This is a genomic window from Lewinella sp. W8, assembly GCF_004375085.3.
In the GTDB taxonomy this organism is placed as follows: domain Bacteria; phylum Bacteroidota; class Bacteroidia; order Chitinophagales; family Saprospiraceae; genus Neolewinella.
On record NZ_SNAQ03000001.1, the window covers coordinates 425,300 to 452,233 of the forward strand.

24 protein-coding genes are annotated in these 26,934 nt (G+C 57.7%); 12 read left to right on the forward strand and 12 right to left on the reverse strand.

Annotated elements, in window-relative coordinates; translation table 11 throughout:
• Window positions 1-42 precede the first annotated feature (42 nt).
• A complete protein-coding gene (locus tag E1J53_RS01740; RefSeq protein ID WP_134270255.1) occupies window positions 43-819 on the forward strand; it encodes an alpha/beta fold hydrolase in 777 nt (258 codons plus the stop codon).
• Window positions 820-987: 168 nt separating this feature from the next.
• Here the strand turns inward: E1J53_RS01740 and E1J53_RS01745 are convergent, their stop codons facing one another.
• From E1J53_RS01745 to E1J53_RS01755, 3 genes are all read right to left on the reverse strand, one after another.
• The gene (locus tag E1J53_RS01745) at window positions 988-2,301 is read right to left on the reverse strand and encodes a hypothetical protein (RefSeq protein ID WP_134270256.1); all 1,314 of its coding nucleotides are present in this window, start codon (window positions 2,299-2,301) and stop codon (window positions 988-990) included.
• A 28-nt stretch (window positions 2,302-2,329) separates the two neighbouring features.
• Window positions 2,330-3,895, reverse strand: coding sequence for a DUF547 domain-containing protein (locus E1J53_RS01750; protein WP_134270257.1), 1,566 nt, complete (start codon window positions 3,893-3,895; stop codon window positions 2,330-2,332).
• Between the two features lie 216 nt (window positions 3,896-4,111).
• Complete coding sequence (locus E1J53_RS01755; RefSeq protein ID WP_134270258.1) at window positions 4,112-5,635, reverse strand: S8 family serine peptidase; 1,524 nt, start codon at window positions 5,633-5,635, stop codon at window positions 4,112-4,114.
• Between the two features lie 433 nt (window positions 5,636-6,068).
• On the opposite strand from E1J53_RS01755, the gene E1J53_RS01760 reads away from it, so the two are divergent.
• The gene (locus tag E1J53_RS01760) at window positions 6,069-7,607 is read left to right on the forward strand and encodes an OmpA family protein (protein ID WP_134270259.1); all 1,539 of its coding nucleotides are present in this window, start codon (window positions 6,069-6,071) and stop codon (window positions 7,605-7,607) included.
• 144 nt (window positions 7,608-7,751) lie between these two features.
• Here E1J53_RS01760 and purE read toward each other — a convergent pair whose 3' ends face one another.
• Genes purE through E1J53_RS01775 form a run of 3 tightly spaced genes read right to left on the reverse strand, consistent with a single transcriptional unit; the run spans window position 7,752 to window position 10,479 of the window.
• Window positions 7,752-8,246: a 5-(carboxyamino)imidazole ribonucleotide mutase gene (gene purE / locus E1J53_RS01765; protein ID WP_134270260.1), complete on the reverse strand. Its 495-nt coding sequence runs from the start codon at window positions 8,244-8,246 to the stop codon at window positions 7,752-7,754.
• Between the two features lie 40 nt (window positions 8,247-8,286).
• Window positions 8,287-9,000 (reverse strand): NUDIX domain-containing protein, encoded by a 714-nt coding sequence (locus E1J53_RS01770; protein ID WP_134270261.1) that lies wholly within the window; start codon window positions 8,998-9,000, stop codon window positions 8,287-8,289.
• Between the two features lie 30 nt (window positions 9,001-9,030).
• Window positions 9,031-10,479 (reverse strand): nicotinate phosphoribosyltransferase, encoded by a 1,449-nt coding sequence (locus tag E1J53_RS01775; RefSeq protein WP_253929764.1) that lies wholly within the window; start codon window positions 10,477-10,479, stop codon window positions 9,031-9,033.
• Between the two features lie 372 nt (window positions 10,480-10,851).
• Here E1J53_RS01775 and E1J53_RS01780 point away from each other — a divergent pair, with 372 nt between their 5' ends.
• The 5 genes from E1J53_RS01780 (at window position 10,852) to E1J53_RS01800 (ending at window position 16,461) form a co-directional block, all read left to right on the forward strand.
• Entirely contained in the window at window positions 10,852-11,403 is a 552-nt protein-coding gene (locus tag E1J53_RS01780) for an RNA polymerase sigma factor (RefSeq protein WP_134270262.1), read from the forward strand.
• Window positions 11,404-11,411: 8 nt separating this feature from the next.
• Complete coding sequence (locus E1J53_RS01785; protein ID WP_134270263.1) at window positions 11,412-13,034, forward strand: hypothetical protein; 1,623 nt, start codon at window positions 11,412-11,414, stop codon at window positions 13,032-13,034.
• Between the two features lie 7 nt (window positions 13,035-13,041).
• Entirely contained in the window at window positions 13,042-13,626 is a 585-nt protein-coding gene (locus E1J53_RS01790; RefSeq protein ID WP_134270264.1) for a hypothetical protein, read from the forward strand.
• Between the two features lie 28 nt (window positions 13,627-13,654).
• On the forward strand, window positions 13,655-14,788 hold the full coding sequence (locus tag E1J53_RS01795) for an amidohydrolase (protein WP_134270265.1): 1,134 nt from the start codon (window positions 13,655-13,657) through the stop codon (window positions 14,786-14,788).
• A gap of 68 nt (window positions 14,789-14,856) precedes the next feature.
• Complete coding sequence (locus tag E1J53_RS01800) at window positions 14,857-16,461, forward strand: M28 family peptidase (protein WP_134270266.1); 1,605 nt, start codon at window positions 14,857-14,859, stop codon at window positions 16,459-16,461.
• Window positions 16,462-16,480: 19 nt separating this feature from the next.
• Here the strand turns inward: E1J53_RS01800 and E1J53_RS01805 are convergent, their stop codons facing one another.
• Together E1J53_RS01805 and E1J53_RS01810 are read right to left on the reverse strand one after the other, a co-directional pair.
• On the reverse strand, window positions 16,481-17,779 hold the full coding sequence (locus E1J53_RS01805) for a Pycsar system effector family protein (RefSeq protein WP_134270267.1): 1,299 nt from the start codon (window positions 17,777-17,779) through the stop codon (window positions 16,481-16,483).
• Window positions 17,780-17,873: 94 nt separating this feature from the next.
• Window positions 17,874-18,257 (reverse strand): DUF1232 domain-containing protein, encoded by a 384-nt coding sequence (locus tag E1J53_RS01810; protein ID WP_134270268.1) that lies wholly within the window; start codon window positions 18,255-18,257, stop codon window positions 17,874-17,876.
• 212 nt (window positions 18,258-18,469) lie between these two features.
• On the opposite strand from E1J53_RS01810, the gene E1J53_RS01815 reads away from it, so the two are divergent.
• The 3 genes from E1J53_RS01815 to E1J53_RS01825 are packed head-to-tail and all read left to right on the forward strand — an operon-like array spanning window position 18,470 to window position 22,337.
• On the forward strand, window positions 18,470-20,470 hold the full coding sequence (locus tag E1J53_RS01815) for a peptidylprolyl isomerase (protein WP_134270269.1): 2,001 nt from the start codon (window positions 18,470-18,472) through the stop codon (window positions 20,468-20,470).
• A complete protein-coding gene (locus E1J53_RS01820) occupies window positions 20,467-21,675 on the forward strand; it encodes a M20 family metallopeptidase (RefSeq protein ID WP_134270270.1) in 1,209 nt (402 codons plus the stop codon). The genes E1J53_RS01815 and E1J53_RS01820 overlap by 4 nt, the downstream gene beginning before the upstream one ends.
• 11 nt (window positions 21,676-21,686) lie before the next feature.
• Complete coding sequence (locus tag E1J53_RS01825; RefSeq protein WP_134270271.1) at window positions 21,687-22,337, forward strand: hypothetical protein; 651 nt, start codon at window positions 21,687-21,689, stop codon at window positions 22,335-22,337.
• A 125-nt stretch (window positions 22,338-22,462) separates the two neighbouring features.
• Here the strand turns inward: E1J53_RS01825 and E1J53_RS01830 are convergent, their stop codons facing one another.
• Complete coding sequence (locus tag E1J53_RS01830) at window positions 22,463-23,398, reverse strand: SMP-30/gluconolactonase/LRE family protein (protein WP_134270272.1); 936 nt, start codon at window positions 23,396-23,398, stop codon at window positions 22,463-22,465.
• Window positions 23,399-23,453: 55 nt separating this feature from the next.
• Here E1J53_RS01830 and rsmA point away from each other — a divergent pair, with 55 nt between their 5' ends.
• Together rsmA and E1J53_RS01840 are read left to right on the forward strand one after the other, a co-directional pair.
• The gene (gene rsmA, locus E1J53_RS01835; protein ID WP_154640113.1) at window positions 23,454-24,230 is read left to right on the forward strand and encodes a 16S rRNA (adenine(1518)-N(6)/adenine(1519)-N(6))-dimethyltransferase RsmA; all 777 of its coding nucleotides are present in this window, start codon (window positions 23,454-23,456) and stop codon (window positions 24,228-24,230) included.
• Window positions 24,217-24,666, forward strand: a complete 450-nt coding sequence (locus tag E1J53_RS01840; protein WP_134270274.1) for a GNAT family N-acetyltransferase — start codon at window positions 24,217-24,219, stop codon at window positions 24,664-24,666. Before rsmA ends, E1J53_RS01840 begins: the two co-directional genes overlap by 14 nt.
• A gap of 163 nt (window positions 24,667-24,829) precedes the next feature.
• Here E1J53_RS01840 and E1J53_RS01845 read toward each other — a convergent pair whose 3' ends face one another.
• The 3 genes from E1J53_RS01845 to E1J53_RS01855 are packed head-to-tail and all read right to left on the reverse strand — an operon-like array spanning window position 24,830 to window position 26,883.
• Entirely contained in the window at window positions 24,830-25,414 is a 585-nt protein-coding gene (locus E1J53_RS01845; protein ID WP_134270275.1) for an FKBP-type peptidyl-prolyl cis-trans isomerase, read from the reverse strand.
• Window positions 25,383-26,201, reverse strand: coding sequence for a hypothetical protein (locus E1J53_RS01850; RefSeq protein WP_134270276.1), 819 nt, complete (start codon window positions 26,199-26,201; stop codon window positions 25,383-25,385). Before E1J53_RS01850 ends, E1J53_RS01845 begins: the two co-directional genes overlap by 32 nt.
• Window positions 26,185-26,883: a hypothetical protein gene (locus E1J53_RS01855; protein ID WP_134270277.1), complete on the reverse strand. Its 699-nt coding sequence runs from the start codon at window positions 26,881-26,883 to the stop codon at window positions 26,185-26,187. The genes E1J53_RS01850 and E1J53_RS01855 overlap by 17 nt, the downstream gene beginning before the upstream one ends.
• Window positions 26,884-26,934: the final 51 nt, after the last annotated feature.

Consider the following 26,934-nt stretch of genomic DNA (forward strand, 5'->3'; position numbering starts at 1 on the left):
TCTTTACCCCTCGATCATCAACCATTCGCGAAACTCGCGCTCATGACGCCAAAATTGAAGCAAGAAGGCAAGTTCGAATACCTGGAGACGGGCGGACCGGGGGAGCCACTGATGCTGCTACACGGGCTGTTTGGTGGGCTCAGCAATTTCGGAGCCCAGATTGACCACTTCAAAAAGGACTTTAACGTCATCGTTCCCACCCTGCCCATGTTTACCCTTCCCCTGCGAAAGGTATCACTGGCGGGTCTGGTTGACCACCTCAAAGACTTCGTAGAATACAAGGGGCTCTCCAATATTCACCTGATGGGCAACAGCCTCGGGGGGCACGTGGCGATTCTCTATGTCATGGCCCAACCCCAGAAAATTGCCACGGTTACCCTGACCGGCAGTAGCGGCCTTTTTGAAAGCGCCATGGGCAATACCTTTCCGAAGCGGGGTGATTACGAATTCATCAAAAAGAAGGTAGAAACTACCTTCTACGATCCGGCGACATCCAGCAAAGAACTCGTGGATGAGGTGTTTGACTCCGTGAACGACCGAAACAAGGGGCTACGGATCATCATGACGGCCAAAAGCGCCGTCCGCCATAATCTCGCGCATAAGCTTGACCTCATCAAGGTGCCCACCCTCCTCATCTGGGGGAAACAGGACACCATTACGCCTCCCTTCGTCGGGGAACAGTTCAACGAACTGATCGAGGACTCAGAGCTGCACATGATCGATAAGTGTGCCCACGCTCCCATGATGGAGCGTCCTGAAGAGTTTAATCAGATTCTCGGGGACTTCCTGAAAAGGGTAGGAGCCACGGCGGGCGCATAATCAGGTTCTTTCTCCTAAAAATAGGGTGTTCCGTGAGGTTTCATCAGCGATTCCTGCGGAATCGCGGCAGTTCAGAGGGGCAAACGGTAGCGGCAAGGCATGCCTTGCCGCTACTGGTGAATTTAAGGACTTGATGGCCAAAGGATTAATTCACGGAACAGCCTACTCCTAAAAATACTGCCCAAAACCCGCCACGAAGCCCCGCTGCCGGCCGTCGAATACGTCCCGTCCGAAATCCAGCCGGATGACGGTGTCGTTGGATTGGTGGGAAATCAAGCGGAGGCCGACCCCCACGAAGTGGCGGATATTGTCCCTCTCGATGAGGTCGCGAAAGTCTCCGCCCGGATTGCGCCAGGTGCCCAGGTCACTGAAGCCGACCAGCTGGGCCGAAAAACGTTGCTGGCGGTCCGCCCACACCAAATGGCGATATTCGAGGTTGAGGATGAGCTGGGCGGTACCGCGATCAATCCGGTTGCCGCTTCCCCGGATGTTGATCTGGCTGTCCAACACGAAGGGAGCAAAGGGACTGTCGTTGTTGGAGGACAGGCCGGTTCTTAACCTGGCGGCGAGATTTCCTCGCTGTCCCAGCAGACGGAACCACCGGAAATCGTGCCAGCCAATCAGGAAGGCGGGTTGCCCGCCAGGATTGAAGACCAATTGGCCGATGCTCTGGTGGTTGGAGCCGGAAAGCCGGGCACCGTGGTAGTCTAGCTGGTCAATCCGGTGGTGAAACCTTACCAAATACTTTCGTTGCCGGAGGCGGTCCGGGCCGAGCGGACTTTGGGTCGTTTTGAGGAAATCTTCGGTGAAGGTGCTCAGACCTACCGTCAGGCGTTGCCGTGGCCGGAAGGTGTAACTAAGGTCAAGCCCCAGGCTGAGGTTCGCGTAGCGGTAGTTTACCTGGCCCTCGGGAAAGTATAGGGGCTCAATGGCGGCGTAGCGGCGAAATTCAATTCCGTACCCCCAGCGGCTGCCGCGGTAGGCGGAATTGCGCAGCGAGAAGTAGAAATTATGCTCCCCGTCATTATTCTGGTAATTGGCGGCTAATTCCTGTCCCAGTCCGCGCCAGTGACTGTCGCGGAATCCGAGCTGGTAGTAGAAATTGCCCTGGATGCCGCCGAGGTTGACCACGGGGAAGAGGGTTCTGCTTTCGGTGAAATCCCAGTGGACGGTGGTGTCCTTTCCGTTGGTCTCCAGCCGATAGGTGGCCCGCTGGAGGGCGGGAAGGTTCACCAGGTCTTGCCGCAGGCGCTCCAATTGCGCGGGAAGGGCCGTGCCGAAGCCAGATTGATACTGCAGGATACTATCCTGGCCTTCCCCGGCCGTCAGGCCGGGAATACGAGCGGTCAGGTATTGCACCTGCGTCCGCGCCAATCCCGAAAATCTCATCCTGACCTGCGCCCCGAGAAAGGAGGAAGAAAAGGTCAGGAAAAACAAGACTAAGCCGAACGAAAATCTACGGAAGGGAAGGGTAGAAAACACGATGTGGTACTAAACGAGAAGGGCGGGTTTAGAGGTTGAACCTCAGGCCCAGGTTTACGGTGCCGGCGTTGCCGTCCACGCTGCTGATGAATTCATTATCGAAGGCCGTCAACAAGACTTCCAGCTCAAACTTTGGCGTAAACTGGTACTTGGCTCCACTGCCGACCTGGTAGAAGTAGTCAAAGTCTTCCTGCCAGTAAGGACTGTAGCTGGCCAGGGCGTACAGTGTGGTTTTGGGGTTGGGGAAATAGCTTACGATCCCCGTCAACGGCGTGGAGAAACGGTTGATGTGGCCCTCCAGGTCGGGGCCAATGTCTTCCAGCAGTACGTCCACCTCCGCAAATACGCTGAAGTTGTTGCCGACGGGGAAATCGTTGAAAAACTGGGTGAACCAGGTAGGTCCATCGAAGTCGATAAAGCGCTGTCCGGTCTCCGCGCCGCTCGGATCATCGGCGATGGGTAGCCATAGGGCCGACTGCACGGAAAAGTTGGGCAGCTGGGTAAAGGGGGCAATCCGCACCTTGGGGCCGAAGCCGGTTACGCCCTGGCGGAAAGCTCCGGCATCATCTGAGCTGAATACGTCGAAATTGCTGGCGCTACCCTCTTCGTCGTAACGTACCCGCCGGTACCGCAGGTCGAAACCCACGTTTATCCGGTTGGTGAGTCCGTACAGGGCACTGGTCGTGGACGTAAAAAAGGAGGCCCGCTCTCCGGCGGCCTCCTGACTGTAAAGGTTGTTGAAAATCTTGATTTCGTAGGTGCCCTGCGGAATGGCGGCCGAGACGACGTAGCGTGCGGCGTTGTTGCCTCCTCCGGTGGGCGGTGCGCCGCCGCCGGAAACTTCGGCGTCTTCCGGGGTGGCTCCGGCCCGACCAGCGGGCACATTCAGGCTCCAGTCGTACTCGTAATAACTCACCTTGGCGTCGGTGGCGAGGGGCTGGCTGCGGTACCGGTTGATGAAGTCGAGTACGGCAGTTTTAGCGCCGCCAAAATCCTTGGCGTACCAGTTGAAAATCTGAGAGAGCGCTACGGATTGGCCCCCGTTTTCGACCCGGATAAATTTTCCGTCGTTCAGTGCCTTGCGCGTCTGGCGGTTCAGCTGATTTTCCAGGTCCTGGGGCTGGTAGGCAAAACTGGTAATGGGCGGGCAGCCCAGCGCCCCACAGACGAGCACAAAGTGGAGGCGCGCGTCGGGGAATTGCTTCAGCAGAATATCCTTTTCCAGCTGGTTCAGGGTGACCGAACGACCGCCAACCTGCTGTTTCCTGCCGTCGAAGAACCCGTTCACGTCCAGAACGGATTTCAGGGGGTAGTGGGCGAGGGCTTCCTTAATGACCAGTAAATTATAGGCATTGATCAGAAAGGCCTTCCGTTCGTTGCCCCCGAGAGAAGCAAGATCAACTTCGGCAATCTCTTTGATCAGGGGCTGAAGGGCACCGGAGGCTTTCAGGCTGGCGTAGTCGACCCGTCCGTGGTTGACGTAGCGCATTAGGAGGTCATCCGTGCTTTCAAAGAATGCCGCCGTTGAGGTACGGGCACTCAGGGCGGAAACGCTCAGCAGCAGGAGTGCGAAGAAGGTGAATGGCTTAAACATGATAAAATTTTTGTGATGTGGTTATTGATCCTTACACCACAAAATTGCCGGAGGCTGCGTGCGGGTGACTTAAAGAATCTTCCCGGAGGCTGACCGATATTTCCCGAATGGGGCTGCTTCGGGTTGAATCCGTCGGGGTACGGGTACCCGAAAAACAAGAGCGCCACCCGGTAATCCGGATGGCGCTCGGTGGCTTCTGACGTATGAATTTGTGGGCTACTGAACCGCCTGGTTGGCGTCCACGATGCCCCAGCCGAAGCTTCCGTTACGGCTGGGATAGAAGGAAGCGGCCTGCTTCATGCGGTTGAGGACCTGACTGCGACTCTGGCTCGGGTTGGTGGCCCAGACCAGGGCGGCAATGCCGGCCGTGGTGGCCGTGGCGGCGCTGGACCCGCCGACGTATCCCGGGGTGTTATTGTAGCGGGACAGCGTCAGGCTGGTGCGGTCGGTATTGCTGCGGCGCTGCATGACGGCCACGAAGTCTACCTTGCTGCCGTCGTGGCAGGTATTGCACCGCTGCATGGGGCTACCGTCCCGGATGCCCGTCACGGCGGTCGTTTCGTTCATGCTGGCGGGGAAGATCACGCCCACCCAGCTGGTCCAGGTGAGGGAAGTTCCGGCGGCGGCCACCATCAGTTTGCCGCGGTTGTAGGCGTAGTAAACACCATCCTTAACCGTACCGCTGCTGAACACGTCTCCGATGGACATGCTGATTACCTTAACGTCCGAGCGGTTGCCGGCACCAATCAGGGCGTTCTTCACCCCTTTCTTTTCCTTGCTGCCGTTAATGACCACGTCGCTCGTGGCCCGGTAGCTGATCAGGTTGGCCTTGTAGGCTACACCAACCGTAGCTCCGCCGGAAGTAAGGGGCGCCGCGGCCAGACCGGCCATCTGGGTGCCGTGTCCACAACGATCGTTGGGGCCGTCCGTGCGGCTGCTCCACCAGCTGGGCTCGTAAGTGCCGTACTTCTGCACGAAACGTCCGGTGCTGGAACCGCTGGAGAACGAGCTGCCCAGTTTGCTTTGTTCGGGGTAGACACCGGTGTCGATAACGCAGATGGTGATGTTGTCGCCCTGGCTGCGGGTCCAGGCCTGCTGGATGTTCATGTAGCTGTAGTTCCAGGGCACCTTGGCACCGTAGGAAGTCGTGGTGAAATCTCCGGAATTGACGTTGCTACTGGGGGCGCCGCCACAGCCGGAGTCAGACCGCAAATCGATTTCCGCGGCGTCGTAGTTGGTGGGTTCCAGGTAGCGGACCTCGGGCCGGTCACGGAATTCCGTAAGAACGTCTTTGTGGAGGATTCTGATGTCCAGAATGGGGAGCACACCATCTTCCTCGTAGACGAAAAGTTCTTCTTCGGTGATCGGATTGCCGGTGAGGCGCTCGGTGGCTTCCAGCAGGTCACTGACCAGCTCGTCACGGGTCACTTTCCATTCCCCTTCGTTTACGTTGATCTCGTGGATCGTTTCCTTGAGATTTTCGTAGCCCGCGGGCTGGTAGCCCAGTGCCGCGTGGTTTTCACTGAGTTCCAGCGCGGACCAGACGACGTTGACGTCCGCATCGTTCCAGTCGAATACCTCGTTGGTGCTGAAGAGGTGTTCCTCCACGATGGCGTTGATTTCTGCTTTGGTGAGTGAGACCGGAGCTTCGGTTTCGGGCGTAGCATTGGTGGTGAGGACTTCATCCTGGCAGGAGAATACGGTGAACGCCAGGACGCAGATAATGAGAATTCTTTGCATGATAAGTTAAATGGCTTGAGATGATGCTGAAGACCACCAGGTTGCTTGGAGAATTACGGTGTTTAGGGCGACGGCGCGCAGGTGCAGTGAAAATCCCGTACTTAGCCGGGTGTCAGGTAACACCGAGGTGGCCGCGATCAGGTAATCCCGTAACTACGTCAGCAATGTGATATGCTTTCCAAGAACCCCGATCCCGGATAGTGGTGTTTGGGATCGTGTGGTGTTTTCAGAATATTATTAAGTGCGTGGTTTTTAAGTAAAAGGTTATGTGGTGAAGGTAGGCAATAGCGGAATTATAGCGAAATTTCGCTTGTGTTAAATTATCTATTGGTAATCGTACTATATTTAAGGCGTGTTATCATCCCAGCGGAAGGAGCGGGCCCGGTAATGGCCGTGCCCGGTTGACTTCCATATTTTCAGAAAGCAACATCCCATGATACGTGTACTTCTCAGCGGCCTATTGCTGCTGTGCGCTGCCTGGCTCCCAGGGCAGCTTAATCGACCTGATCACTACAATGCACTTTCCGCCCGGGTCCTGGCGGTTGACCATAACCTGCCCAACGAGACCTTTGACGGACTTTCCACCACCTTCGCCCTGGAGCTGGGGTACCGCCGACAACTGGGTAAAATACTTGCCCTGAAGGTGCCGCTGAAGATTGGGGTAATTGACGTGGGAGAACTGGAAAACCCCACCATCGTTGGCATTGATTTGCTGGCGCAGATTTACCCACTGGGGACCAACGGGGGGGTAAGCCCCTTCCTCCACGGTGGATACGGCGTCGTTAGTGAGGGATTTGAAGCGGGAAATGCCCAGATTCCCCTCGGCGCCGGCTTTAATTTCAATCTGGGGGGTAATTCCTGGTTCAACGTGCAGGGAGAATACCGGATGTCCAATCAGGAATTACGGGACAACGTCATGGTTGGCCTGGGGTACGTATACCGACTCACCAAGCTGGATACCGACGGCGATGGCATCCTTAACCGGGATGACCTTTGCCCGGATATGCCCGGCCCCGCCGGGGCCCAGGGCTGCCCCGATACCGACCAGGACGGCATTACCGACGCCGACGATCAGTGCCCCACCCAGGCGGGGCCGGCGAGCCTCAATGGTTGTCCGGACACCGACGGGGATGGCTTAACGGACGCGGAAGATGCCTGTCCCGAGGCGGCCGGGCCGGCCCTGACCAAAGGTTGCCCGGACCGCGACGGAGACGGGGTGCCCGACGCTGGGGATGCCTGTCCGGACAAACCCGGCCCGGCCAACTTCTCCGGTTGCCCGGACACGGACGGTGACGGGACGGCGGACCACCTGGATGAATGCCGGAGTACTCCGGGGCCGGCGGACCACGCCGGCTGCCCCGATACCGACGGAGACGGGAAATACGATAACGTAGACAATTGCCCGGAGCAGGCGGCCAGTACGCCGGATGGCTGTCCGGTGCCCGACCGTGACGGTGACGGAGTGCCCGATGAGGTGGATGCCTGCCCGGGGCAGGCCGGGCCCGTTGGGGGCTGTCCGGACACGGACGGTGACGGCATTGCCGACCAGAATGATCCCTGTCCTACCCAGGCCGGAGCACCCAACGGTGACGGTTGCCCGGAGATTGAGCAGGAGGTACAGGAGCGATTGGAATACGCCGCCCGCGCCGTGGAGTTTGAGTCCGGTTCAGCCAGACTCAAGGAAAAAAGCTACGTCATCCTCTCGGAGATTGCCCTCATTATGGGGCGGTACCCGGACTATAACCTCGTCATCTCCGGGCACACCGATGATCGGGGCGAGCAGTTGACTAACCTGAACCTGAGTCGCCGACGGGCCCTGGCCTGCGAGGAGTTTTTGCTGGCTACGGGCATCAGGCCCCGGCGCATCAGTTCGGCCGGCTTCGGGGAAAGTCAGCCCAAGGCCAGCAATGATACCGCCGAGGGGCGGCGGATGAACCGCCGCGTGGAGTTCGCCCTGGTGCCGGGGAATTAGTGCCAGGGGGTATTAAGTAATTTGTATAGCGCGATTCCCGGGGAATCGCAGCCCGGTAGAAAGACGCTCAGTAGGTGCGGGGCATGCCCCGCACCTACTGATCTTGTTGCGGGGCCTTGAATGAAAAATCGTCAGTCTTTAACGTTACTCCCGCCACCCATCACGCTCCACGCGTTCGTACTTCGCCTGGACCGCCGCCCGGAGGCTCTCCTGGTAGTCGGCCATCTTCTGGCGGATGGTCTCGTCCTGGGCGCCGAGGATGCGGGCGGCCAGGAGGCCCGCGTTTTTGCCGCCGTCCAGGGCTACCGTGGCCACGGGGATCCCGCCGGGCATCTGGAGAATGGACAGCACGGAATCCCATCCGTCGATACTGTTACGGCTCTTCACGGGAACGCCGATGACGGGTAGGGGAGTGAGGCTGGCCACCATGCCGGGCAGGTGAGCGGCGCCTCCGGCGCCGGCAATGATGACTTCAACGCCGCGATCAGCGGCCTCCCGCGCAAAGCTGAACAGGCGGTCCGGCGTACGGTGGGCCGAGACAATGGTTACTTCCACTTCGATCCCAAATTCAGTAAGGATCTCGGCGGCAGGACGCATAACGGGCAGGTCGGAATCCGACCCCATGATGATGGAAACCATGTGGGGATGTTTCTTTTTTTAGCGCGACAAAGGTAGGCTGCTAAAGTTCAAAATCGAGCGCGCGCCGGAGGACACCCGTATCGCGTTGGCTGGCCAGCCGCTGGTAGGTTTCCTCGTTGAAGCTGTACAGGACGGCCGGCCGGTGCGCCACGTTCTGCTGGCGGCCGACTTCTTCGAGGATGCCGGTGCGTAAAATCCGCGTGCGGAAGTTCCGTTTGTTGAATTCTTCCACGTTCAGGACCGTCTCGTACAAAGACTGTAGCTGACCGAGGGTGAATTTCTCCGGCAGGAGCTCGAAGCCGATTGGCTGGTAGCGCACTTTGGCCCGGAGTCGATTGGTGGCCATTTCGATGATGTCGGCGTGGTCAAAGGCCAGCTCCGGCAATTCTTCCAGGGAGTACCAGCCCACTTCATCGGCGTCGGAAGCCGCTACCGCGGGGTGATCCTGCAGGTTGACGAGGGCGAAGTAGGCGACACTGATTACCCTTCCCCGCGGGTCACGACCGGGATCACCGAAGGTGAACAGCTGCTCCACGAAGAGGTCCTTAACGCCGGTTTCTTCCTCCAGTTCCCGCAGGGCGGCCGTTTCGAGGTCTTCGTCCAGGTCAACGAAGCCGCCCGGCAATGCCCACTGCCCCTTAAAGGGAGGAGCACCCCGTTGAATGAGGAGCAGCTTCAATTGCCGGCCACCATCGTAGCCAAAGACAACAATGTCTACCGTGACCGATGGGCGTGGATATTCGTAGGTGTACATAGGTTCAGTTACTTTATCGGGTCACTTAATTCAACGCATTAGGCGTTGCTGCTCGGCGAGCAAGGCCGGGGCGGGGCCGAAAGATAGCGGGTGCCCGGCATTACCAACCGCTGAATACTTCTTCCAGTTGCGCATTCCCCGCTCCCGGACCTCGTGGAGGTCCGGAAAATCCATCACCAGTTCCCCGCTTCGGTAGACGGGTTGCAGCAGGGAGGAAGAGTTGTCTGCATAGCGGGACAAGTCGAGGGTTTTCTCCCCGGAAAGGACGATCTGATGCGCTTCGGGACCGTTCAATTCGTTGTAGAGCTTACTCCCGGCCAGTTGCCCCTCCGGCGTAAAGTACCGCCGCACGTTGAGCTTGCCGGGATTGGAGGTTTTGACGGCCGTCTCGGACTGTTTGATCCGGGGTTCGTATTCGCCGGCTTCGTTTTCCACGGCGGCAAGTTTGTACACGCCGCCGAGGGCGGGCTGGTCGTGGGCAGTAACCAGGCGGGTACCGATGCCCCAGATGTCAATGCGGGCGCCCTGGGCCTTCAGTTTGGCAATGGCGTACTCGTCCAGGGAGTCACTGGCCACAATCTTGACTTCGGGGAACCCCGCTTCGTCCAGCAACCGACGGGCGTCGATGGACAGCCGCGCCATATCTCCGCTGTCCAGGCGGATGCCGAGCATGTGATGCCCGCGTTCCCGCAGGTGTTTGGCCACCTGGATGGCCTTCTGGACCCCTTCGAGGGTGTCGTAGGTGTCCACCAGTAAGATGGCGTTATTGGGCATAGCCGCGGCGTAGGCTTCGAAGGCCTCGAGTTCCTCCCGGAAGATCATCACCCAACTGTGGGCGTGGGTGCCCTTGACGGGAATTCCGTAGTAGCGTCCGCCCCAAACGTTGCTGGTGGCGTCGCAGCCCCCGAGGTAGGCGGAGCGGGTGGCGGTGAGCCCGCCGTCAATACCCTGGGACCGCCGCAGTCCGAATTCCAGTACGGAATCTTCTCCGGCCGCTTCGCGGATGCGGGCGGCCTTGGTGGCCACGAGGGTGCTGAAGTTGATTATCGTCAGCAGGGCCGTTTCCAGGAGTTGCGCTTCGGCCAGGGTGGCTTCGATGCGGAGAATCGGCTCGTGGGGCATTACGATCTCTCCCTCCGGAATGGCATCGATATTACCCCCGAAGCGGAGGCGCTGCAGGTAGTTCAGAAAATTCTCCCGAAAAATGGGCTTCCCGTCATTGCCCTTCAGGCGACCGAGGTAGTGCACATCTTCCGTACCGTACCGAAAGTTTTCGATTAAATCCACCGCCAGGGGAAGCCCCGCCGACAGGGCAAACTGCCCGCCAAAGGGCGGTTTGCGGTAAAAAAGGTGGAAAATTGCTTTTCTTTGATGGATGCGGTGCCGATGATAGCCTGCGGCCATGGTAAGCTGGTACAGGTCGGTCAACAAGCCAAACTGAGGTTGGTAAAGGGTTGACAGGTGGGAGGGAATTGCCATCTTAGTTTAAAATTTAAACTAAGGTAGGGTCTTTCTATGAGCCCCACAAGTTTTGCCACATTATTTCTGCTTTTTGACCAGTTAGTGCGGCCGTCCGGACGACCTCCGGCACCCGTACCGGCTTAGCCGAGTATTACGCTTCGCTCCACACTCCGGTGCCCAGCTATACCGCATGAGGAGCCTGTTCTACGGATCTGCTTTCTTCCTCACCTGTTGTGCTGCCAGCCCGGTAAAAATCCGGTCATTCGTCGCCCAACTGCGTTAATGGCGATGGATTGGCAGCGAAGGCCCGGAAAAAATCGTTTATTTTACGGTTATTGCTTTGGGCGGATTCCTTCGGGAGCTTCCCGGGCCTAACTATATACCTGTTTTATGGATTATTCCCTAAGCCTACATCACAACGAAAAGCAGTTTGTCGCGGCCCTGGTTCGCGGCAATCGCGACGCCCAGCGGGCGCTCTATGAGGAGTATTACGCTCCTTTGATGTCGATCTGTCAGCGCTACGCGGGCAGTGAGGATGAGGCGATGGATTTACTCCACGAGAGTTTTATCAAGATTTTTAAAAAGATTTCGCGGTACGAAAGTGGTACGGCACTGTTGGCGTGGATGCGGCGCATCACCGTCAATACGGCCATTGACCACTACCGGCGCAGCAAACGCCGGCGAACGGAGGATTTGGAAAAGGCTTATCACATCAGTAGTGATGCGCCCGACGTGATCGCTCAGTTTAGTGCACAGGAAATCTTGCGAGCCGTACAGAAGCTACCACCAACGTACCGAACGATATTCAACCTTTACGTAATTGAGGGATACAGCCACCGGGAAATCGGTGAGCAGCTCGAGATTACCGAAAGTACCAGCCGCTCTAACCTTGTGAAAGCCAGGGGGAAATTACAGAAAGTTTTAACTGCTCCTGGTCGCTAGTAGTCCCAATGAAACTAATCAACCAACAATTTGACGATACCATCCGGCAACGGATGAAAGCCCTGCCTCCGGCGGAGCTCCACCCCGATGGGTGGGACCGACTGGCGTCGGCGATGGACGCCCCCCCGGAAAACCGCTTCGATGAGGGTTTACGGAACGCCCTTACGGCGACGCCGCTCGCAATTCCGGCCGATTGGGCGGCCTTTGAAGAAAAAATGGACGCCGACACTTCCGGTGACCATCAGTTGGCGGACGCCCTGCAGTCGCTGGCCCCCGCCATGGTTCCCGGTTCGTGGGAAATACTGCGGGACCGCATGGACTCGGAGGCTGCCACCGCCATGGACGAAACCGTTAAGGAGAACCTTTCCGGTAACCTTACAAGTAACGTATCCGGTTGGGCGGCCCTGGCGGCCCGCCTGGAACTCATCGCCCAGCGCCGGGGGCAGATTGCCGCCTGGAAAATCACGGAGCTTTCGCTCCTGCTGAGCGCCCTGTTGCTCTTCACGCGCTTCGCATCGCTGCCCCACGCGGACCCGAACATCAATGCCTTCCCCTTCCCGGGCGAGGGAACGCCGCCGCTGGCGGCGCTGGTTGTTCCCCCGACGCCAGCAGAACCGGCCGGAGAGGAACTGGCCCTTAACCCGGAGAATAATCTTCCGGTAAGGGAAGAAGCATTCGCCCGGGAGACGCGAGTATCGACCCTTCCCACGCTACCGGCGGAGCGCCTGACGCCTGCCGTGCCCGATTTGCCCGGGGTAAGTCCGGAACGTACGCAGACGGCGGTCAGTACCCTCTCACCAATGGAAGCTGTGGGGGTAGAAAACCTGACGGCGGTGCCCAGTCCGGTGCTGCAACTGGAGCCCGTGAAGAACGGTCTGCCCGTTCGGTACGCCCTGAACGCCTTCGTATCGCCCTTTGACTTCAACCAGGTCATCACGCCGGCTTCCTCGATTCGGGAATTTGACATCAGTGGCGATAATCGCCTCACCGCCGGCTACAGTGCCGGATTGCTGATTGACATTTCTCAGGGAAAGAACGGACTGCAAACCGGTCTGATCTACTCCCGGCGCTCCTACATCCCCACCGCACTTAAGTGGTACCTGGAAGAAGACTACCCGGTCATTGAGCCCATCCGTGGTTACAGCCGCTTCGTGTTTGACGCCATCACCATTCCCCTCAATTACCGGCGGACCCTCACGGAAAATGATCGCTGGCGGTTCAGCGGTCGTCTGGGGATGAGCATGAGTATCATCGCTGCTTCCTCCTTCAATACGCCGGAGGGACAGGAACGCTTCGTAGAAAGCTTTAACTCCTTCGCCGACCAGGACGATCTTCCCCAGGGCTCCGGTCGGTCACTGTTCAACAAGGCCGGGGGCATTTCTTCCCGTCGCCTGACAAACCCCGAGCCGGGGTGGTTACAGGGGGGCTCGATCCTGGCCAATTCAAGTTTTTACCTCAATGGTGGGGTAACGGTTGAACGATTGATCAACGAGCGGTTTAGTCTCTACGTGTCTCCGAGCTTCGGTCGGGTGGTTTACCTGCGCGATTCCGACGGAATCGGCCCCTACCGCGATCGGATTCACACGGGAAGTATCCGGTTGGGTTCCCGTTTCCTGTTGAGCAAAAAGTAAGCCGCGGATGAATTTGCGCTGGATTAGCCTCCTGAGCATCGTGTTTGTTGTTTTGACGGCCTGTGGGCAGGAACCCACGCCCGTACTGATGGACCGCAGTCTCCTGACGGCAGAAGAGTTTGCCGGGCAGTTGGCGGGTATCCGGGAGGGTATTACGGGGGAAATCCTGGACGATCACCAGTGGCGCATGGGGGAAGAACGCGTCTACACCGTGCTTTCGAGTGAATATGATGCGGAAGGATACCGGGGCCTGTACCTCCGGCACTACCGGGTGGGCGATCCGGGCGTAGAGCTTCGTTGGACCTACCGTGATACCATTAAGTGCGTCACCGCAGGTGCCAGGATTAACCGGGACGCCTCCCCGAACCTGCAGCCCGCAGGGTTTACCGAGCACGGACAGGAAGAATTTTTGTTGCGCTACCAGTTGGGGTGCGGACCGGAAACCACCGACATCCTGGCCGTCATCGACGCCCGCTCCGGAACGCCCAACGTTCGGATCGAAGGAAACGGTGAAGAAGTCATCGCCGCCAATGGGCTGACGAAGCTTCCGGAGGATTCCGTGGCCCAATTGCTGGCCTACTGGCAACGGTAGTGTCCCGTTCAGGAAGCTATTTTGCGGCATGGAAACCGCCATGCTCACCCTTCGCCATCACTTGCACCGTCATCCCGAGCTGTCCGGACTGGAGTCCGGAACTGCCCGGCACATAAAAGATTTCCTCCAGCAACACTACCCGCCGGATACCTTCCTCGAAGCGCTCGGGGGGCACGGTCTGGCGGCAGTGTACGCCTTCGGGGAAGGCCCTGCCGTGGTCTTCCGGTGCGAACTGGATGCGTTGCCCATCGCCGAAAGTGACGCCCTGCCGTGGAGCTCCATCCGGGCGGGGGTAGCGCATAAGTGTGGCCACGACGGCCACATGGCCATGGTGGCCGGACTGATCTTTTCGCTCCGGGAGCAGCCGCCGGTGCGGGGCAGGGTAGTGCTGCTCTTTCAACCGGCGGAGGAAACCGGGCGCGGCGCGGCCGGGGTGCTTGCCGATCCACGGTTCATTGACCTGAAACCGGACTACCTTTTTGCGCTCCACAACATTCCCGGAGCGGAATTGGGAAAGGTGTTGGTAATGGAGGCGGGTTTTTCGGCCGAGGTGATCAGCTGCGCCCTCATCTTTACGGGGCGCCAGGCTCATGCGGCCCAGCCGGAGGAGGGGCGTAACCCCGCCTACGCGATCGGGGAAATCCTGGCGAGGCTGCGATCGCTCAACGTACCGGATCCGGCGGCCGATGATTTCGCCCTGCTCACGCCAGTACATTGCCGGGTGGGACAGCTGGCGTACGGAATTGCTCCGGGGCGGGGGGAACTTCACTACACCCTCCGCACGTGGTCCGCCGAAACGATGACCAATCTCCGGCGGGCCGTCACGGAAATCGTGAAGGAGGTCACCCAGCAGCAGCAACTGGATCATACCATTGACTGGCGGGAACATTTCCCGGCCAGCCAAAACGATCCGGGGGCCAACGCGCTGGTACGGCGGGCGGCAGTGGCCGCGGGCTTGCCGCTCGAGGAACGTCCTTATCCGTTCAGGTTTGGAGAGGATTTCGGGTGGTTTTCTCAGCGCTACCGTACGGCCATGTTCGGCCTGGGGGGCGGACTGGATACACCCCCGCTGCACCACGAGGACTATGACTTTCCGGATAGCCTTTTACCGCAGGGTACGGCAGTATTTTCTGAACTGGTGCGGTTGATCATGCAGGAATAAGGCCTCATTACAACACAAATTTCCCGTTCAGTCGTTTACCTTCAAGTACTTTCAACAACTCTCTCCGTATGCGTTCCAGACTACTCTTTGCGTTCTTGCTGATTTTCACTGCCGTACTGGCGGCCCAGGCACCGGCGCCCGGCGCCCTGAAAAATACCCCTGAGCAACAGCGGGCCCTGGCCGAGACCATCACTCCGGAAGATTTACGGGCTCACCTTTCCGTCCTTTCCGCCGATGATATGGAAGGTCGGGAGACGGGAGAGCCCGGGCAAAAGAAGGCGGCCGCCTACCTCCAAAAGCAATTTGCGGAGCTTGGCCTGCCGGCCATCGGAGAAGAAGATGGCTACTTTCAAACCATTCGCTTCAGCCGGCAGCGTTGGGAGGAAATTGATCTTCAACTCGACGGGGAGTCCCTGCGTCACCTGTGGGAGTACGCTTCGGCCCCCTCGATGAACGCCGATCGGGAGACCACGGAAATCCAATCGCTCACCTTCCTGGGCTACGGCATCGATGATGCGGCCTACAGTGATTACCAGGATACAGACGTAAAGGGTAAGCACCTGTTAATCCTCGCCGGAGAGCCAAAGGACAAGAACAATAACTATCTGGTGTCAAAAAGCGGGCTGGCCTCGGATTGGGGGAACAACCTGGAGCGGAAGTTGGCGGTTGCCTACGATAAAGGGGCCGCTACCGTATTCGTAATTGATCCGGAATTTAAAAATAACGTCCGGACCATCCGTCGGGAAAGCCTGGATGGCCGCATGAAAATGGTGGAACAACTGGAGGCCGAGCGCAAAATCGCCAACAGCGTGATCCTGACCCCCAAGCTGGCCCAGAAAATCATGGGGGACAGTTACAAAAAGATCATCAAGGCCCGCAAAAAACTGGCCAAGTCCGGCAAGCTCAAGCCCGTCGACGTCATGACGAACTTGCGGCTGACGCAGAAAAAATCGGTTCGGGAACTGAAGGGAGAAAACGTGCTCGGTTACCTGGAGGGTACGGACCCCGAGCTGAAAAGCGAAGTACTGGTCATCAGTGCCCATTACGATCACATTGGTAGACGTGGGGACGCCATTTTTAATGGTGCCGACGATAATGGCTCGGGTACGAGTACGGTTCTGGAGGTCGCGGAAGCTTTCGTGACGGCCAAAAAGCAGGGCCTCGGGCCCCGCAGGAGTGTGCTCTTCCTCCTGGTTAGTGGAGAGGAGAAAGGATTACTGGGCTCAGAATATTACGCCAGCCATCCCATCTTTCCGCTGGAATCCACCATCGCGGACATCAACGTCGATATGGTGGGCCGGGTAGACGAAAAGCACGCCGATAATCCGGAATACATCTACGTTATCGGCAGTGACCGATTGAGCACGGAATTGCACGACATCAACGAAGCCGCTAATCTCGAGTACACCCAACTGGAACTGGATTATACCTACAACGCCGAAGACGACCCCAACCGGTACTACTACCGCTCGGACCACTACAACTTCGCCGAGAAGGGTATCCCGAGTATCTTCTACTTTAACGGTACCCACGCCGATTACCACCAGGATACCGACACCATCGAAAAGATCAACTTTGAGAAGATGGCCAAAATTGGTCAACTCGTCTTTCACACCGCCTGGCAATTAAGCAACCAGGATCGCCGGATTCAGGTGAACGTACGCCAGCGGTAAGTAGGCGCGGGCAACGGGACTACTCAAGCAGGAGTGAGGTGCCGTTGGCCGCCGTGCTGGCGTTGTCGATCATCACCGCGACGATGAAGGCAATGACGGCGATGATGAGGCCAAAGAGAAATACGTTGTAGCAAACCCGCAAGTAGCGGTACTTTTTGGCAAGGACTACCCCCAGGTAATACAAATCCCGCGTCATGGAAGAATAGAGAAAGTCTTCATCGCGGATCATTTCCATCATACCGTAATGGAAATCATCGATGGGCATACTGTAGAAGTTGCCGAAAAAGAGGAGATTACTGCGACGGGCCTTAATGTCCTCCATGCTGCTCTTGCCCTCGGTTACCTTGGGGCGCGTGGCCTGGATGGCGTAAAACAGGGAGGCCAGGCAGACCCCGGCCAGCGTGAGGGTCGGGACCGTCAGGTGGGGATTCGAATCCAGGCGGGGGAAAAGGTTGGCGGCCAGAATACTCAGGATAATGGCGTTGACGGAGAGCATGATGTTCGCCTTGTTGTCCGCAATACTGGAAAGGTTAACGTGGGTCCGGTAAGTAGCCCGGTACATGGTTTCCACTCCCCGGCCCGGCTTGAAATCATCGTTGTCTTTGTTGCGGGCTTTAGCTACGGCCTTTTTTAGCTTTTTGAGCTTTTTTTTACCCTTTTTGGACTGTTCGAGTTCTTCAAGATTACTGGGGGTCTGATCGGGGTACAAAGCCTTTTTGCGTTTGTAAAGCTGCTTGACGTGCTTGCTTTTTCGTTCGCCGAAAAGCTCGCGGGCGGCCTCCGTGTGGTATTCGTGGGCGAGCATGAAGCCCAGTTCAAAGTCGATCCATTCCTGATCGGACATGATCATGTTTCGGGTCAGGGCGAACTCCTGACGGACGCGGCCACAGCGGTCCCAGTAACTCAGGTCTCCAAGATGGCTCAGGTCGGCATCCGCCACGATTTCTTCCAGGAAATTCTGGGGCGACTGCGGCATTTTTGTGGCCAGAATTGCACCCCGCACGCTCTGGATCAGGTCTTCGTCGCTGGTACCCTGTTCGCGTAACCAAGCTTCGGCAATGTTGGCACTCCGCAATTCATGGTCATCCCAACCTTCTTCGTAGCCCGTGTCGTGAAACCAGCTTGCCAGAATGATGATGAGCCGGTCTTCCCGACTGACGTCATAATGGTCGGCCAGTTCCTTGGCGGCTTCCACTACGGCACAGGTATGCTGGAAATTGTGGTAGACAAACTTCTGGTCTACCTTTTCCTGAATAAAGTGCTCAACGTAGGCTTCAACGGACTGAAGCAGGGCTTCTGGCTCGGCGATTGTATTCATGATTTCGCCAATATACGGAAGCTACTCTCCAACAAGCGGGTTACGCTCCGACTTTCCAGGGAATTGGCCGGAAACGGCAGACCCGTACTCCGGTTTACAGTTTTTCGTCTACTTCGGACAGCGCCGTTTCATCTACGCTATCAAACCACTGACCGAGTTTTTCGCGGGCATTTCCGCGAACTTCTTCATTGACGAAGGCCGCGATGGTGACCAGACAGAAACTCAGGATGGCCATGTCGTCCGTGTAACCGATGAGGAACCCCAGGTCCGGAATGAAGTCGATGGGGGCAATGAGGTATCCGAGGGTGCCGACTACGGTGCGCTTGGCCCAGGATGGCGTATCGGAACGTTGGTAGGCATAATACAGCAGCAAGGCGCTGTAAACTACCTTGATACCCGCGGCCTGAGCGTATTTCTTCAGTTTGTCCCAAAAGGCAAACTCGCTGAAGTGCTTGCGATATTTATCTAACTTTTTCACACTGCGGGAGGATTGATCGTACCAAGATAACGTTAGAATGCCGTTTTTGGCTTAATTGGTGGGGGGGACATCGACGGGAATCCCGGAATTTTCGATGAATTTGAGCCCACTTTTCCCCAGAATCTGACGTGATTTTCTGGCATTTCTCTTCCTGGCGTACCGAAATTCCGGGCTTTGTCACGAGTTTTGGGCAGTTCATTTACCTTAGCCGTATGCTAATCCGCTCCTTCCCTCTGCTATTGCTTGCCATGACCCTGATCGCCTGCGTTCCCCCCGGGGAAGAGGCGCCCGTTGAGGGGGTGGTCGTCGACCTGAATGATCCGGTCAGTCAGCGCATTTATGACTACCAGAATCAGCGTCTGGCGGATAGCTTGCTTCCCTTTTTGGAGCACAGCAATCCGGGCTATCGTTACCTGTCCGCGCGGGCCTTTGGCAGCTTCCCCGAATTGCCATCCGCCGTCGTGGATAGCCTGGTGAGCCAGCTGCGGGATCCGCAACCCATCGTAAGGCGTGCGTCGGCCTATGCCCTCGGGCAAACCCGTCGGGAAGAAGTCGCCGATGCGCTGGCGGTAGCCTTTGATCAAACCGGAGGGCTGACGGATTTTAATGCGGAAATTCTGGCGGCCATCGGCAAAACGGGAGAGGAGGACCGCCTGGAACAGATCAGTTCCATCTCCACCTACCGGGCTACGGATACGACCCTGCTAGCCGGTCAGGCCTGGGGTGTCTTTTACTTTGCTACCCGACGAATTTCCAATCCTGCGGGCAACGCCCTGATGCTACGTCTTTTTCTGGACGAAAACACGCCCCCGGCGGCCCGCCAACCGGCGGCCTATTTCCTCCAGCGCTTTCCGGTGGAAGCCGATAGCAATCAGCTGCGGGAAATGAGACAAATCCTGCGGGTAGCTACCGATCCGGTTATTCTGATGGGGGCGGTTGGCGCCCTGGGGAGGTCCAACGATCCGGCCGCGAGGGTCGCACTCCTGCGCCTCCTGAGCTCGGCCGACGATTGGCGCGTTCGCGTGGAGGTGATTCGGGCCTTGAGAAACTTTGATTACGCCAGTGTCCGGGAACCGATGGTGGAACTGCTGCGGGATGACCATCCGCTCGTCAGGCGATCCGCCGCGGATTTCCTGCTGGACCAGGGAACCGCTCCGGACGCTACCTTTTACCGAAAGTTGGCGCAGGATTCCTTGTCCCCCGACGTGCGTTTCCGGCTCTACGGTGCCGCTAATCGCCATTTACCCCTCTACTTCACGGACATTCGCGGACGAATTAATTTCGACCTGCAAACGGCTTACGCGGCCGAATCCGATCCCTATTTACGGGCGGATATTCTGGCGGCGCTGGCCGAATTCCCCTGGAACTACCGCACCATTTACGAACTGTATCAGCAGACGACGGAGGCGCCGGTCCGGACGGCCGCCGCATCGGCGCTGGCCGAGATTGCCGGCCGGGAAGACTTCGCGAATTTTTTCCGCGCGAGTACCCGACGGGTGCGGACGGACCTTGCGGCCTACTTCCGGGCCATGATCGAAAGTGCCGAAGCGGGACCAGCCTACGTGGCGGCCAATGCGCTGGAGCAAAACGCCGGAACCCTGCGGGCCTTCTACCCCGATTTAGGGTGGGTAGAGCAAAGTAAGGGGCGTTTTTCTCTGCCCAAAGAAATTGAAACGTACCGGGCGGTAGCCGCCGCCGCGGCGGCCCTGCGGGGAGAGGATCCCCCGGAACCCCAAAACGTAACGGCGGAAGCGAGGGCCATTGACTGGACGCTGATCGCCGGTGAAGGGGCCAAGACGGTGCGCATCCGGACCAGCGAGGGGCGGATTGACCTCCGCATGCTGCCCGAGGCGGCCCCCGCGACGGTCTCCAGTTTCCTCTCGCTGGTGAAGGAGGGCTACTACGACGGTAAGCAATTCCATCGGGTGGTACCGAATTTTGTGGCCCAGGGTGGAGGCCCGCGGGGAGATGGTTTCGGATCCGAAGACTTTATTATTCGCACGGAAACGCCGGGTCTCCATTGGGACCGGGCCGGCCTCGTGGGCATGGCCAGCGCCGGTAAGGACACGGAAGGCGTGCAATTTTTCATTACGCACCGCCCGACGCCCCACCTCGACGGGAATTACACCATCTTTGCCGAAGTTATCGACGGCCAGGACGTAGTGGACATGCTGACGGTCGGTAGCCGCATTGAAAGCATCCAGATACGATGAAGGAAGCAACCGATTCTTTACGCGCCCGCATTGCCGACGCCGCCCGCGAACACCACGCGGCCACGGTAGGTCATCGTCGCCACCTCCACCAGCACCCCGAACTCAGCTTCGAGGAGCACAACACCCAGCGCTACATTGCGGACCAACTCCGGGAAATGGGGGTGAGTTTTCGCGAGATTGCGGGAACGGGAATTCTTGGCGAGGTCGCAGGTGCCGGGGGCGTTGGTCGGAGCATGGCACTGCGGGCCGACATTGATGCACTGCCCATTACCGAGGCCAATCAGGTGCCCTATTGCTCCAAAAACAGGGGCGTCATGCACGCCTGTGGCCACGACGTACACACCGCCAGCTTGTTGGGGGCCGCCCGGATCCTCCAGCAGCATCGTCAGCACTTTTCCGGGACCGTTCGCCTGCTCTTTCAGCCCGGCGAGGAAAAATTGCCGGGTGGTGCCACGCTCATGATCCGGGACGGTGCCCTGGAAAACCCCGCCCCGGAGGCCATCTTCGGGCAGCACGTGCATCCGCCCCTGCGGGCGGGAACGGTAGGTTTTCGTCCCGGCATCTACATGGCGAGTGCCGATGAGCTGTACCTGACCATCCGGGGAAAGGGAGGACACGGCGCACTTCCTCACAACACCGTGGACCCGATCGCCATTGCGGCCCAGGTGATTACGGCCGTGCAGCAACTCGTGAGTCGGCAGACCGACCCGACCCTGCCGGCCGTGATCACCTTTGGCAAGATTGCCAGTGACGGCGGGGCGACGAATATCATCCCCAACGCCGTATCCCTGGAGGGAACCATGCGGACCCTGAATGAAACGTGGCGGGCGGAGCTGCACCACCGGCTCCAGGAGCTCATTGGTGGGATTGCCGCCGCCATGGGCGGCGAGGCCGAGCTGAACATCATCAAGGGCTACCCTTTCCTGAAGAACGACGAAAACCTCACCCGCTGGGCCTGGGACGAAGCCCGCCGGTTTCTCGGAGAGGACCGGGCGGTGGAACTCCCGATCCGGATGACCGGGGAGGACTTCGCCTTCTACAGCCATCACCTTCCGGCCTGCTTCTACCGGCTGGGGGTAGGAAACCCCGAGCGGGGCATCACGAGCCCCGTACACACCGATACCTTTGACATCGACGAAGCGGCCCTGGAAACGGGAGCAGGACTCATGGCCTGGCTGGCCATCCGGCACCTCACCAGCGCCTAAATCATCATCCCATGAATATTTCTCCCTTGCTCCACCTTTCCCTCCGCCTGCTTTTGCTGAGTAGCCTAACGTTGCTGTGGAATTGTGGAGGAGATAACCAAAAGGGGCGGGAGCTGAACACCGATCAACTGCAAAAGCATGCGCTGATCAATGAGGGAACCTCCCTGAGCTTACCCATCTCCTTTTTCCGACTGACCCAGGAAGAATTCCTGAGCGGGAAGGGTGCCGAGATTTATGATCAGGTATTCGTGGAGCAATTCACCGACTTACTCACGGCCATGAGCTTTGAGGACGCCCAGTTGGACCTTTTCGTGGATACTTCAAATTATGAAGGGCTACTACTTTTCGTGGATACGGAATACATCGACCTGAACCCCTCCGTTGGGAACGCGCTGGCCAGTCAGGTGAAACAACAGAACGATGCCCAACAGGCCGCCAACCCCAATCTGGAAATTACGAACATGCGCACCTCCCTGGACTCCGGATCCGGCAAGTCCATCATGCGTCTGAAGTACAAGTTTTCGGATGCGGCCTACGGACTGACTAATTACCGGTCCATCTATTTCGTGTCGACCCTCCGGAAAACCTTCGTGGTACATGAGTTTTCGGCGACTCCCCGTGACGTGTATGATTTCCTGTGGTCCCTGCAGCACGATAGCTAGGGGACGAACGCGGCCCTCCCGCGCTATTTTGGCACCTGCACTTGTTGGCTGCTGCTGCTCGTACAACTCTGGCTAAGGCCGATGGTGAATTAACGATTACCCATAATTTACTGCAGCGGGATGCGCTAAATTTTTTCTATCCACTCCAACCAGTTGGTGAAGAGGAGTACCCCCCGGTCAATGGTTACGAAGAGGTGCAAATCGTCGTCCGTAGTGCAGAGGTTCACTGCGGTGTCCTCGCCCGTAGGAATTTTACCCAGCAGCTGCCCTTGCTGGTCGGCTACGTATACCCCGTCTCCTCCGGCCACCAACAATTGATTTTTGACGATAATGGCCCCGTCCGGAATGCCCTTGTCCACCGAAAAACAACAGCGACCGGGGCCGGATATCGTTCCGGTTGCGGCTTTAAAACCGAAGGCCCAGACCGACCGTCGGCGGTGCTCCAGTTTGAAGCCCCGGTGGGCACCGTCGTAGCTGGTGTCGGTAACGAAGAGCGTCTTTTCGTCCGGGCATAAGGCCAGGCCGTGGGGCATTTCCAGTCCACAATCAAAGGAGGTGAGCTTTCCGCTGCTGGTCAGGACGTAAAGTGCCGGTTCCATTTCCGAGGGCGGACGAAAATGTTGGCGAAAACCATAATCGGGATCGGAAAATATGAGGTGGCCCTTCCGGCTGGGCAAAACCTTGTTGGGGGAATTGAAGGGGCGGCCGTCGTAGTACTCCACCAGCGTTTCGGCGGGCTGTCCGGACAGCGGATACCGTCGAATCCTGGCGGGCGTCCGCATGTTTCCCTGCTCGGCGACCAGCAGGTGGTTGCCTCCGCGATCGAGGTTCATACCGTTGGCCATGTTAGCGTCCCGGACCCACACCTGCGGGCGAATACCTGCGGGCTCGGGGCGCCATTCCGGACCGAGGGGAGGTTGCTCCCGGAAGTCCAGAAAGAGGATACTTACGAGGGGATTGGTGTCCAGGTGGGTGGTGGTCGTGAAGTAAAGTCGGTGTTGGTCGCCCACCCAAACGGGGCCTTCGTGAGCATCGGCAGGAAAAAATATCGGGACATTCATACCGCTAATACACCCTCAGTCGGGGATCGGGTTCACCAAAACGTACCTTTGTGGCATGCGTGCAAAAAAATCCTACGGGCAACACTTCCTGACCAACGAGCATTACGCAGAACGGATCGCCGGAGCTCTCCAGCTTACGGATACCTACGATCACGTGCTGGAGGTAGGACCGGGGCAGGGAATGTTGACCAAACATCTACTCAAACGCAAGGAGGATTTTGACCTGACGGTGAGCGAGGCCGATAAGGACATGGTGGCTTTTCTTGAGGAGCATTACCCCGAGCTGAACGGATTCATCGTTTCCGGGGATTTCCTTCGGGTAAATATGCCTCAATTGTTTGACGGGAAGCCCTTCGGATTGGTGGGGAACTACCCCTACAACATCAGTAGTCAGATCCTCATCAAAATGCTGGATAATTACCAGCTCATTCCCGAAATGGTGGGCATGTTTCAGAAGGAAGTTGCCGATCGGGTAGCGGCGGGCCCCGGATCCAAAACCTATGGTGTCATTGGCGTGCTGGTACAGGCAAGGTATACGGTGAGCCTCTGTTTCAACGTCAGTCCGGGAAACTTTAGCCCTCCACCCAAAGTAGACAGTGCCGTTATTCGACTGGTACGCCGGGAAGAACCCCTCGTGGCTGACGAACGTTGGGGGCGGTTCAAGCACATCGTCAAGTCGGCCTTCGGAATGCGCCGGAAGATGCTGCGCAACAGCCTCAAGTCGGCTTTTTCTTCGGAATCTATGGCCGACGACCCCTTCTTCAAACGCCGTCCGGAGCAGGTGAGCCTGGAGGAATTCGTTGACCTCGCGAATCGGGATGAAGCATCGTAAACTTGACGTGCGGGAAGGGACGATTGCGGAAGTCGTTGAAGTCTCCCAGGGAATTCCGGAGTTGATTAACCCGTATCCGCCGGAAGCATATCACCAAAAGCTCACGGGCGTTCCTCATCTGGTGCTGATCGCGACGGTCGACGATCAACCGGCCGGGTTTAAGGTGGGATACCAGCGGGAGGATTACTGGTATAGCTGGATGGGTGGGGTGCTGCCAAACTTTCGACGTTTAGGCCTGGCGCGGATGCTGGCCAATGCACAGGACCAGTGGGCAGGGGAACGCGGTTATACTTCGGTCACCTTCAAGACCCACAATCGTCACCGCGGGATGTTGCAGTTTGCCCTGACACGGGGGTTTAACATCATCAAGGTGGAGCCGCGGGAAGTCGAAGAGGAATACCGCATTTGGTTACGGCGAGGGCTGGGAGGGGAGTAGTGTGTTGGTACGTTGGAATGTTGGTCTTTTAGTCTCTTAGTGTGTTGGTATTTTAGACTGTTGGAAATTTGGTCTGTTAGTCCGTTGGTATTTTAGTCGGTTAGTATTTTAGTCGGTTGGCGGGGCCAGGAAAGGGGCTGATTACTACGTCCCGTATCCGCAACTATTCTTCGTGGATGTTGATGTCTTCAATGATGAATTCCAGTACGGTGTGGGCGGGGACGAGGGTGTCTCCTCGCGGGCCGACGAGACCTCCCGCGCCATAGGCGAGGGCGCTGGGGGTGAGAATACGGATGGCGCCGCCGGGCTGGACCCGCTGGAGGGCGAGATTCCAGGCGGGAATGAGCTCTCCGACCGTAAAGCGGAGGGGTTCTCCCCGAGGACGGCTGTCGTCAAACACGGTACCGTCGAGGAATTGGCCCCGGTAATGGGCGGTCACGATATCCCCCTCCGCCAGGGGGTTATACGCTCCGGGGGAGAGGATCTCGTAAAAGTAGCCTTCGGGCGCGGGTTGGATATCGTAGGCCTGATCGATGGCCCGGTTAATGATGGCGTTCCGTTGGCGTCCGGCACGATCTTCGGCGGGGCTCAATTCCGGAATTAGCCGTGCCTCGATGCTGGATCTGGTCGCTTCGTCGACCGCCGGTGCTTCGGGAGCGTCTCCGTTTCCGCCGCAGGAGAGAAATCCCAGGAGCAGGAGGGCTAAGAAAATGCAGTTATTCTGCGAGTAAGCGGTCCAGTTCGGCATAAATTCTTTTCAGGTTTTCCAGATTGCGAAGATCAAGGTTTTCCCGATTAATGAAATCATTGATGGCCGGGACGCCGGAAATCTTTCCCAGTTTCTTCCCCGACTTTGGCGTCGGTTGGGTTTCTCCGTCCAGGGTCAGGTAGTGCCTGGCGATACCCTTGAGATTTTCCTCCACGTCGGCATCACCCGTAAGCATGTTTGTCCGGGAAGTGTGTTTGTTGACTACGTGATACGTGGCGCCAAACACCCGGTTACCGTGGTAGATTTCCTCCACGTAGGCTTGAGCGTGGGCCTGGTTGATGTCGAAGTAAAAGATTCTGGTCTGCTCGGCCGATACCTTTAGTTCCACCCGGTTGAAGGCCCCCCGCACCACGGCAAAGGTGCCGTTAGGGGTGAGAAATTCGAATTCACCCGTGTAGGCGTTGAAGTTCACGGAGTCCAGTTCGTACTGGTTTTTGAGTAAGTCGTAAAAGGTTCCCTGGGTGTGTTCCGGCAGCAGGAACGGGCTGCCGTAGGCTTTAGCGTATCGATTAGGGGGGACCCGGTAGGCGGATTCTGCGATCAGTTTCAGCTCTTCCGATAAGTCGGGGTCTCCCTGGTTTTTTCCCATGGCCTGAATGGCCGCCATTCGTTGCTGGCTCTGGGTAATCCGGATGGATTGCTGAATTTGCTGAAAAACCAGGTTCTCCTGACGGGATAACAGGGGATCCTGGGCAAGTGCCGGATGCGCGCAGGCCAACAGACTAAGGACCAGGAAAAAAGTCAGGGTACTAGTCGAACAGCTCATCGGCTTTTTGGTAAATTTTAATCAGGTCTTCTCGCCGGTGTGGTTTCAATTTGTTGGCCTTGATGAATTTGGAAAGCTCAGCTTTGTGTCCAAGATCTGCGGCGAGGTTCTTGGGGGTTGTCTTGACGGCAATCAGGTCGCCGTCTACCATCGCAAAGTGCAGTGATTTGCTGCTGAACCGCCGTAATTTCAGGGTTTTACCCACGTCCTGCACGATTTTCTCGTCGTTCTGGACGTCGTATACCATCGTGGCTACGATAAAATCTCCGTTGTAAATGATCTCCGCGTATTTATTGGGAAAACGCGGATTGATTTTTCGGCCGTAGGTATGCAGTACACCATCGTCATCCTTAATTTCTCCCCGCAGGAAGCTGTTGGGGTTTAACTCCCGCCACTGGCCCTCCCATTTGAATTCAAACTGGTGGGTAAAGCCATTCAGGTTGACGGAATCGAGCGCGTACTGATTAACCCCGACGTCATAAAGCACCGCGGGCCGGAAGGTCTTGTAGCGGAAGGGCGTACCCCTCACTTCGGTGTAGCGGTCCGGGTCGATGGCCCGGCTCGATTCAATAAGGTATTCATAATCTTCCTCCTGGAGTTGCCTCGGCTCCTTCTCCTGAGCCAGGAGTATTCCAGAAAAAAGGTATACCAGAAGAAAGAGGATGGACGTTTTAGGGATCATTATATCTTTCATTATTCTTGGAGCTTGTTTGGACTTCAGTAATCGACCTCA

Coding starts and splice junctions, on each gene's coding strand:
- E1J53_RS01740 (WP_134270255.1), top strand. CDS start 43: ATGACGCCAAAATTGAAGCAAGAAGGCAAGTTCGAATACCTGGAGACG.
- E1J53_RS01750 (WP_134270257.1), bottom strand. CDS start 3,895: ATGTTTAAGCCATTCACCTTCTTCGCACTCCTGCTGCTGAGCGTTTCC.
- E1J53_RS01755 (WP_134270258.1), bottom strand. CDS start 5,635: ATGCAAAGAATTCTCATTATCTGCGTCCTGGCGTTCACCGTATTCTCC.
- E1J53_RS01760 (WP_134270259.1), top strand. CDS start 6,069: ATGATACGTGTACTTCTCAGCGGCCTATTGCTGCTGTGCGCTGCCTGG.
- purE (WP_134270260.1), bottom strand. CDS start 8,246: ATGGTTTCCATCATCATGGGGTCGGATTCCGACCTGCCCGTTATGCGT.
- E1J53_RS01770 (WP_134270261.1), bottom strand. CDS start 9,000: ATGTACACCTACGAATATCCACGCCCATCGGTCACGGTAGACATTGTT.
- E1J53_RS01775 (WP_253929764.1), bottom strand. CDS start 10,479: ATGGCAATTCCCTCCCACCTGTCAACCCTTTACCAACCTCAGTTTGGC.
- E1J53_RS01780 (WP_134270262.1), top strand. CDS start 10,852: ATGGATTATTCCCTAAGCCTACATCACAACGAAAAGCAGTTTGTCGCG.
- E1J53_RS01785 (WP_134270263.1), top strand. CDS start 11,412: ATGAAACTAATCAACCAACAATTTGACGATACCATCCGGCAACGGATG.
- E1J53_RS01790 (WP_134270264.1), top strand. CDS start 13,042: ATGAATTTGCGCTGGATTAGCCTCCTGAGCATCGTGTTTGTTGTTTTG.
- E1J53_RS01795 (WP_134270265.1), top strand. CDS start 13,655: ATGGAAACCGCCATGCTCACCCTTCGCCATCACTTGCACCGTCATCCC.
- E1J53_RS01800 (WP_134270266.1), top strand. CDS start 14,857: ATGCGTTCCAGACTACTCTTTGCGTTCTTGCTGATTTTCACTGCCGTA.
- E1J53_RS01805 (WP_134270267.1), bottom strand. CDS start 17,779: ATGAATACAATCGCCGAGCCAGAAGCCCTGCTTCAGTCCGTTGAAGCC.
- E1J53_RS01815 (WP_134270269.1), top strand. CDS start 18,470: ATGCTAATCCGCTCCTTCCCTCTGCTATTGCTTGCCATGACCCTGATC.
- E1J53_RS01820 (WP_134270270.1), top strand. CDS start 20,467: ATGAAGGAAGCAACCGATTCTTTACGCGCCCGCATTGCCGACGCCGCC.
- E1J53_RS01825 (WP_134270271.1), top strand. CDS start 21,687: ATGAATATTTCTCCCTTGCTCCACCTTTCCCTCCGCCTGCTTTTGCTG.
- E1J53_RS01830 (WP_134270272.1), bottom strand. CDS start 23,398: ATGAATGTCCCGATATTTTTTCCTGCCGATGCTCACGAAGGCCCCGTT.
- rsmA (WP_154640113.1), top strand. CDS start 23,454: ATGCGTGCAAAAAAATCCTACGGGCAACACTTCCTGACCAACGAGCAT.
- E1J53_RS01840 (WP_134270274.1), top strand. CDS start 24,217: ATGAAGCATCGTAAACTTGACGTGCGGGAAGGGACGATTGCGGAAGTC.
- E1J53_RS01845 (WP_134270275.1), bottom strand. CDS start 25,414: ATGCCGAACTGGACCGCTTACTCGCAGAATAACTGCATTTTCTTAGCC.
- E1J53_RS01850 (WP_134270276.1), bottom strand. CDS start 26,201: ATGAGCTGTTCGACTAGTACCCTGACTTTTTTCCTGGTCCTTAGTCTG.
- E1J53_RS01855 (WP_134270277.1), bottom strand. CDS start 26,883: ATGATCCCTAAAACGTCCATCCTCTTTCTTCTGGTATACCTTTTTTCT.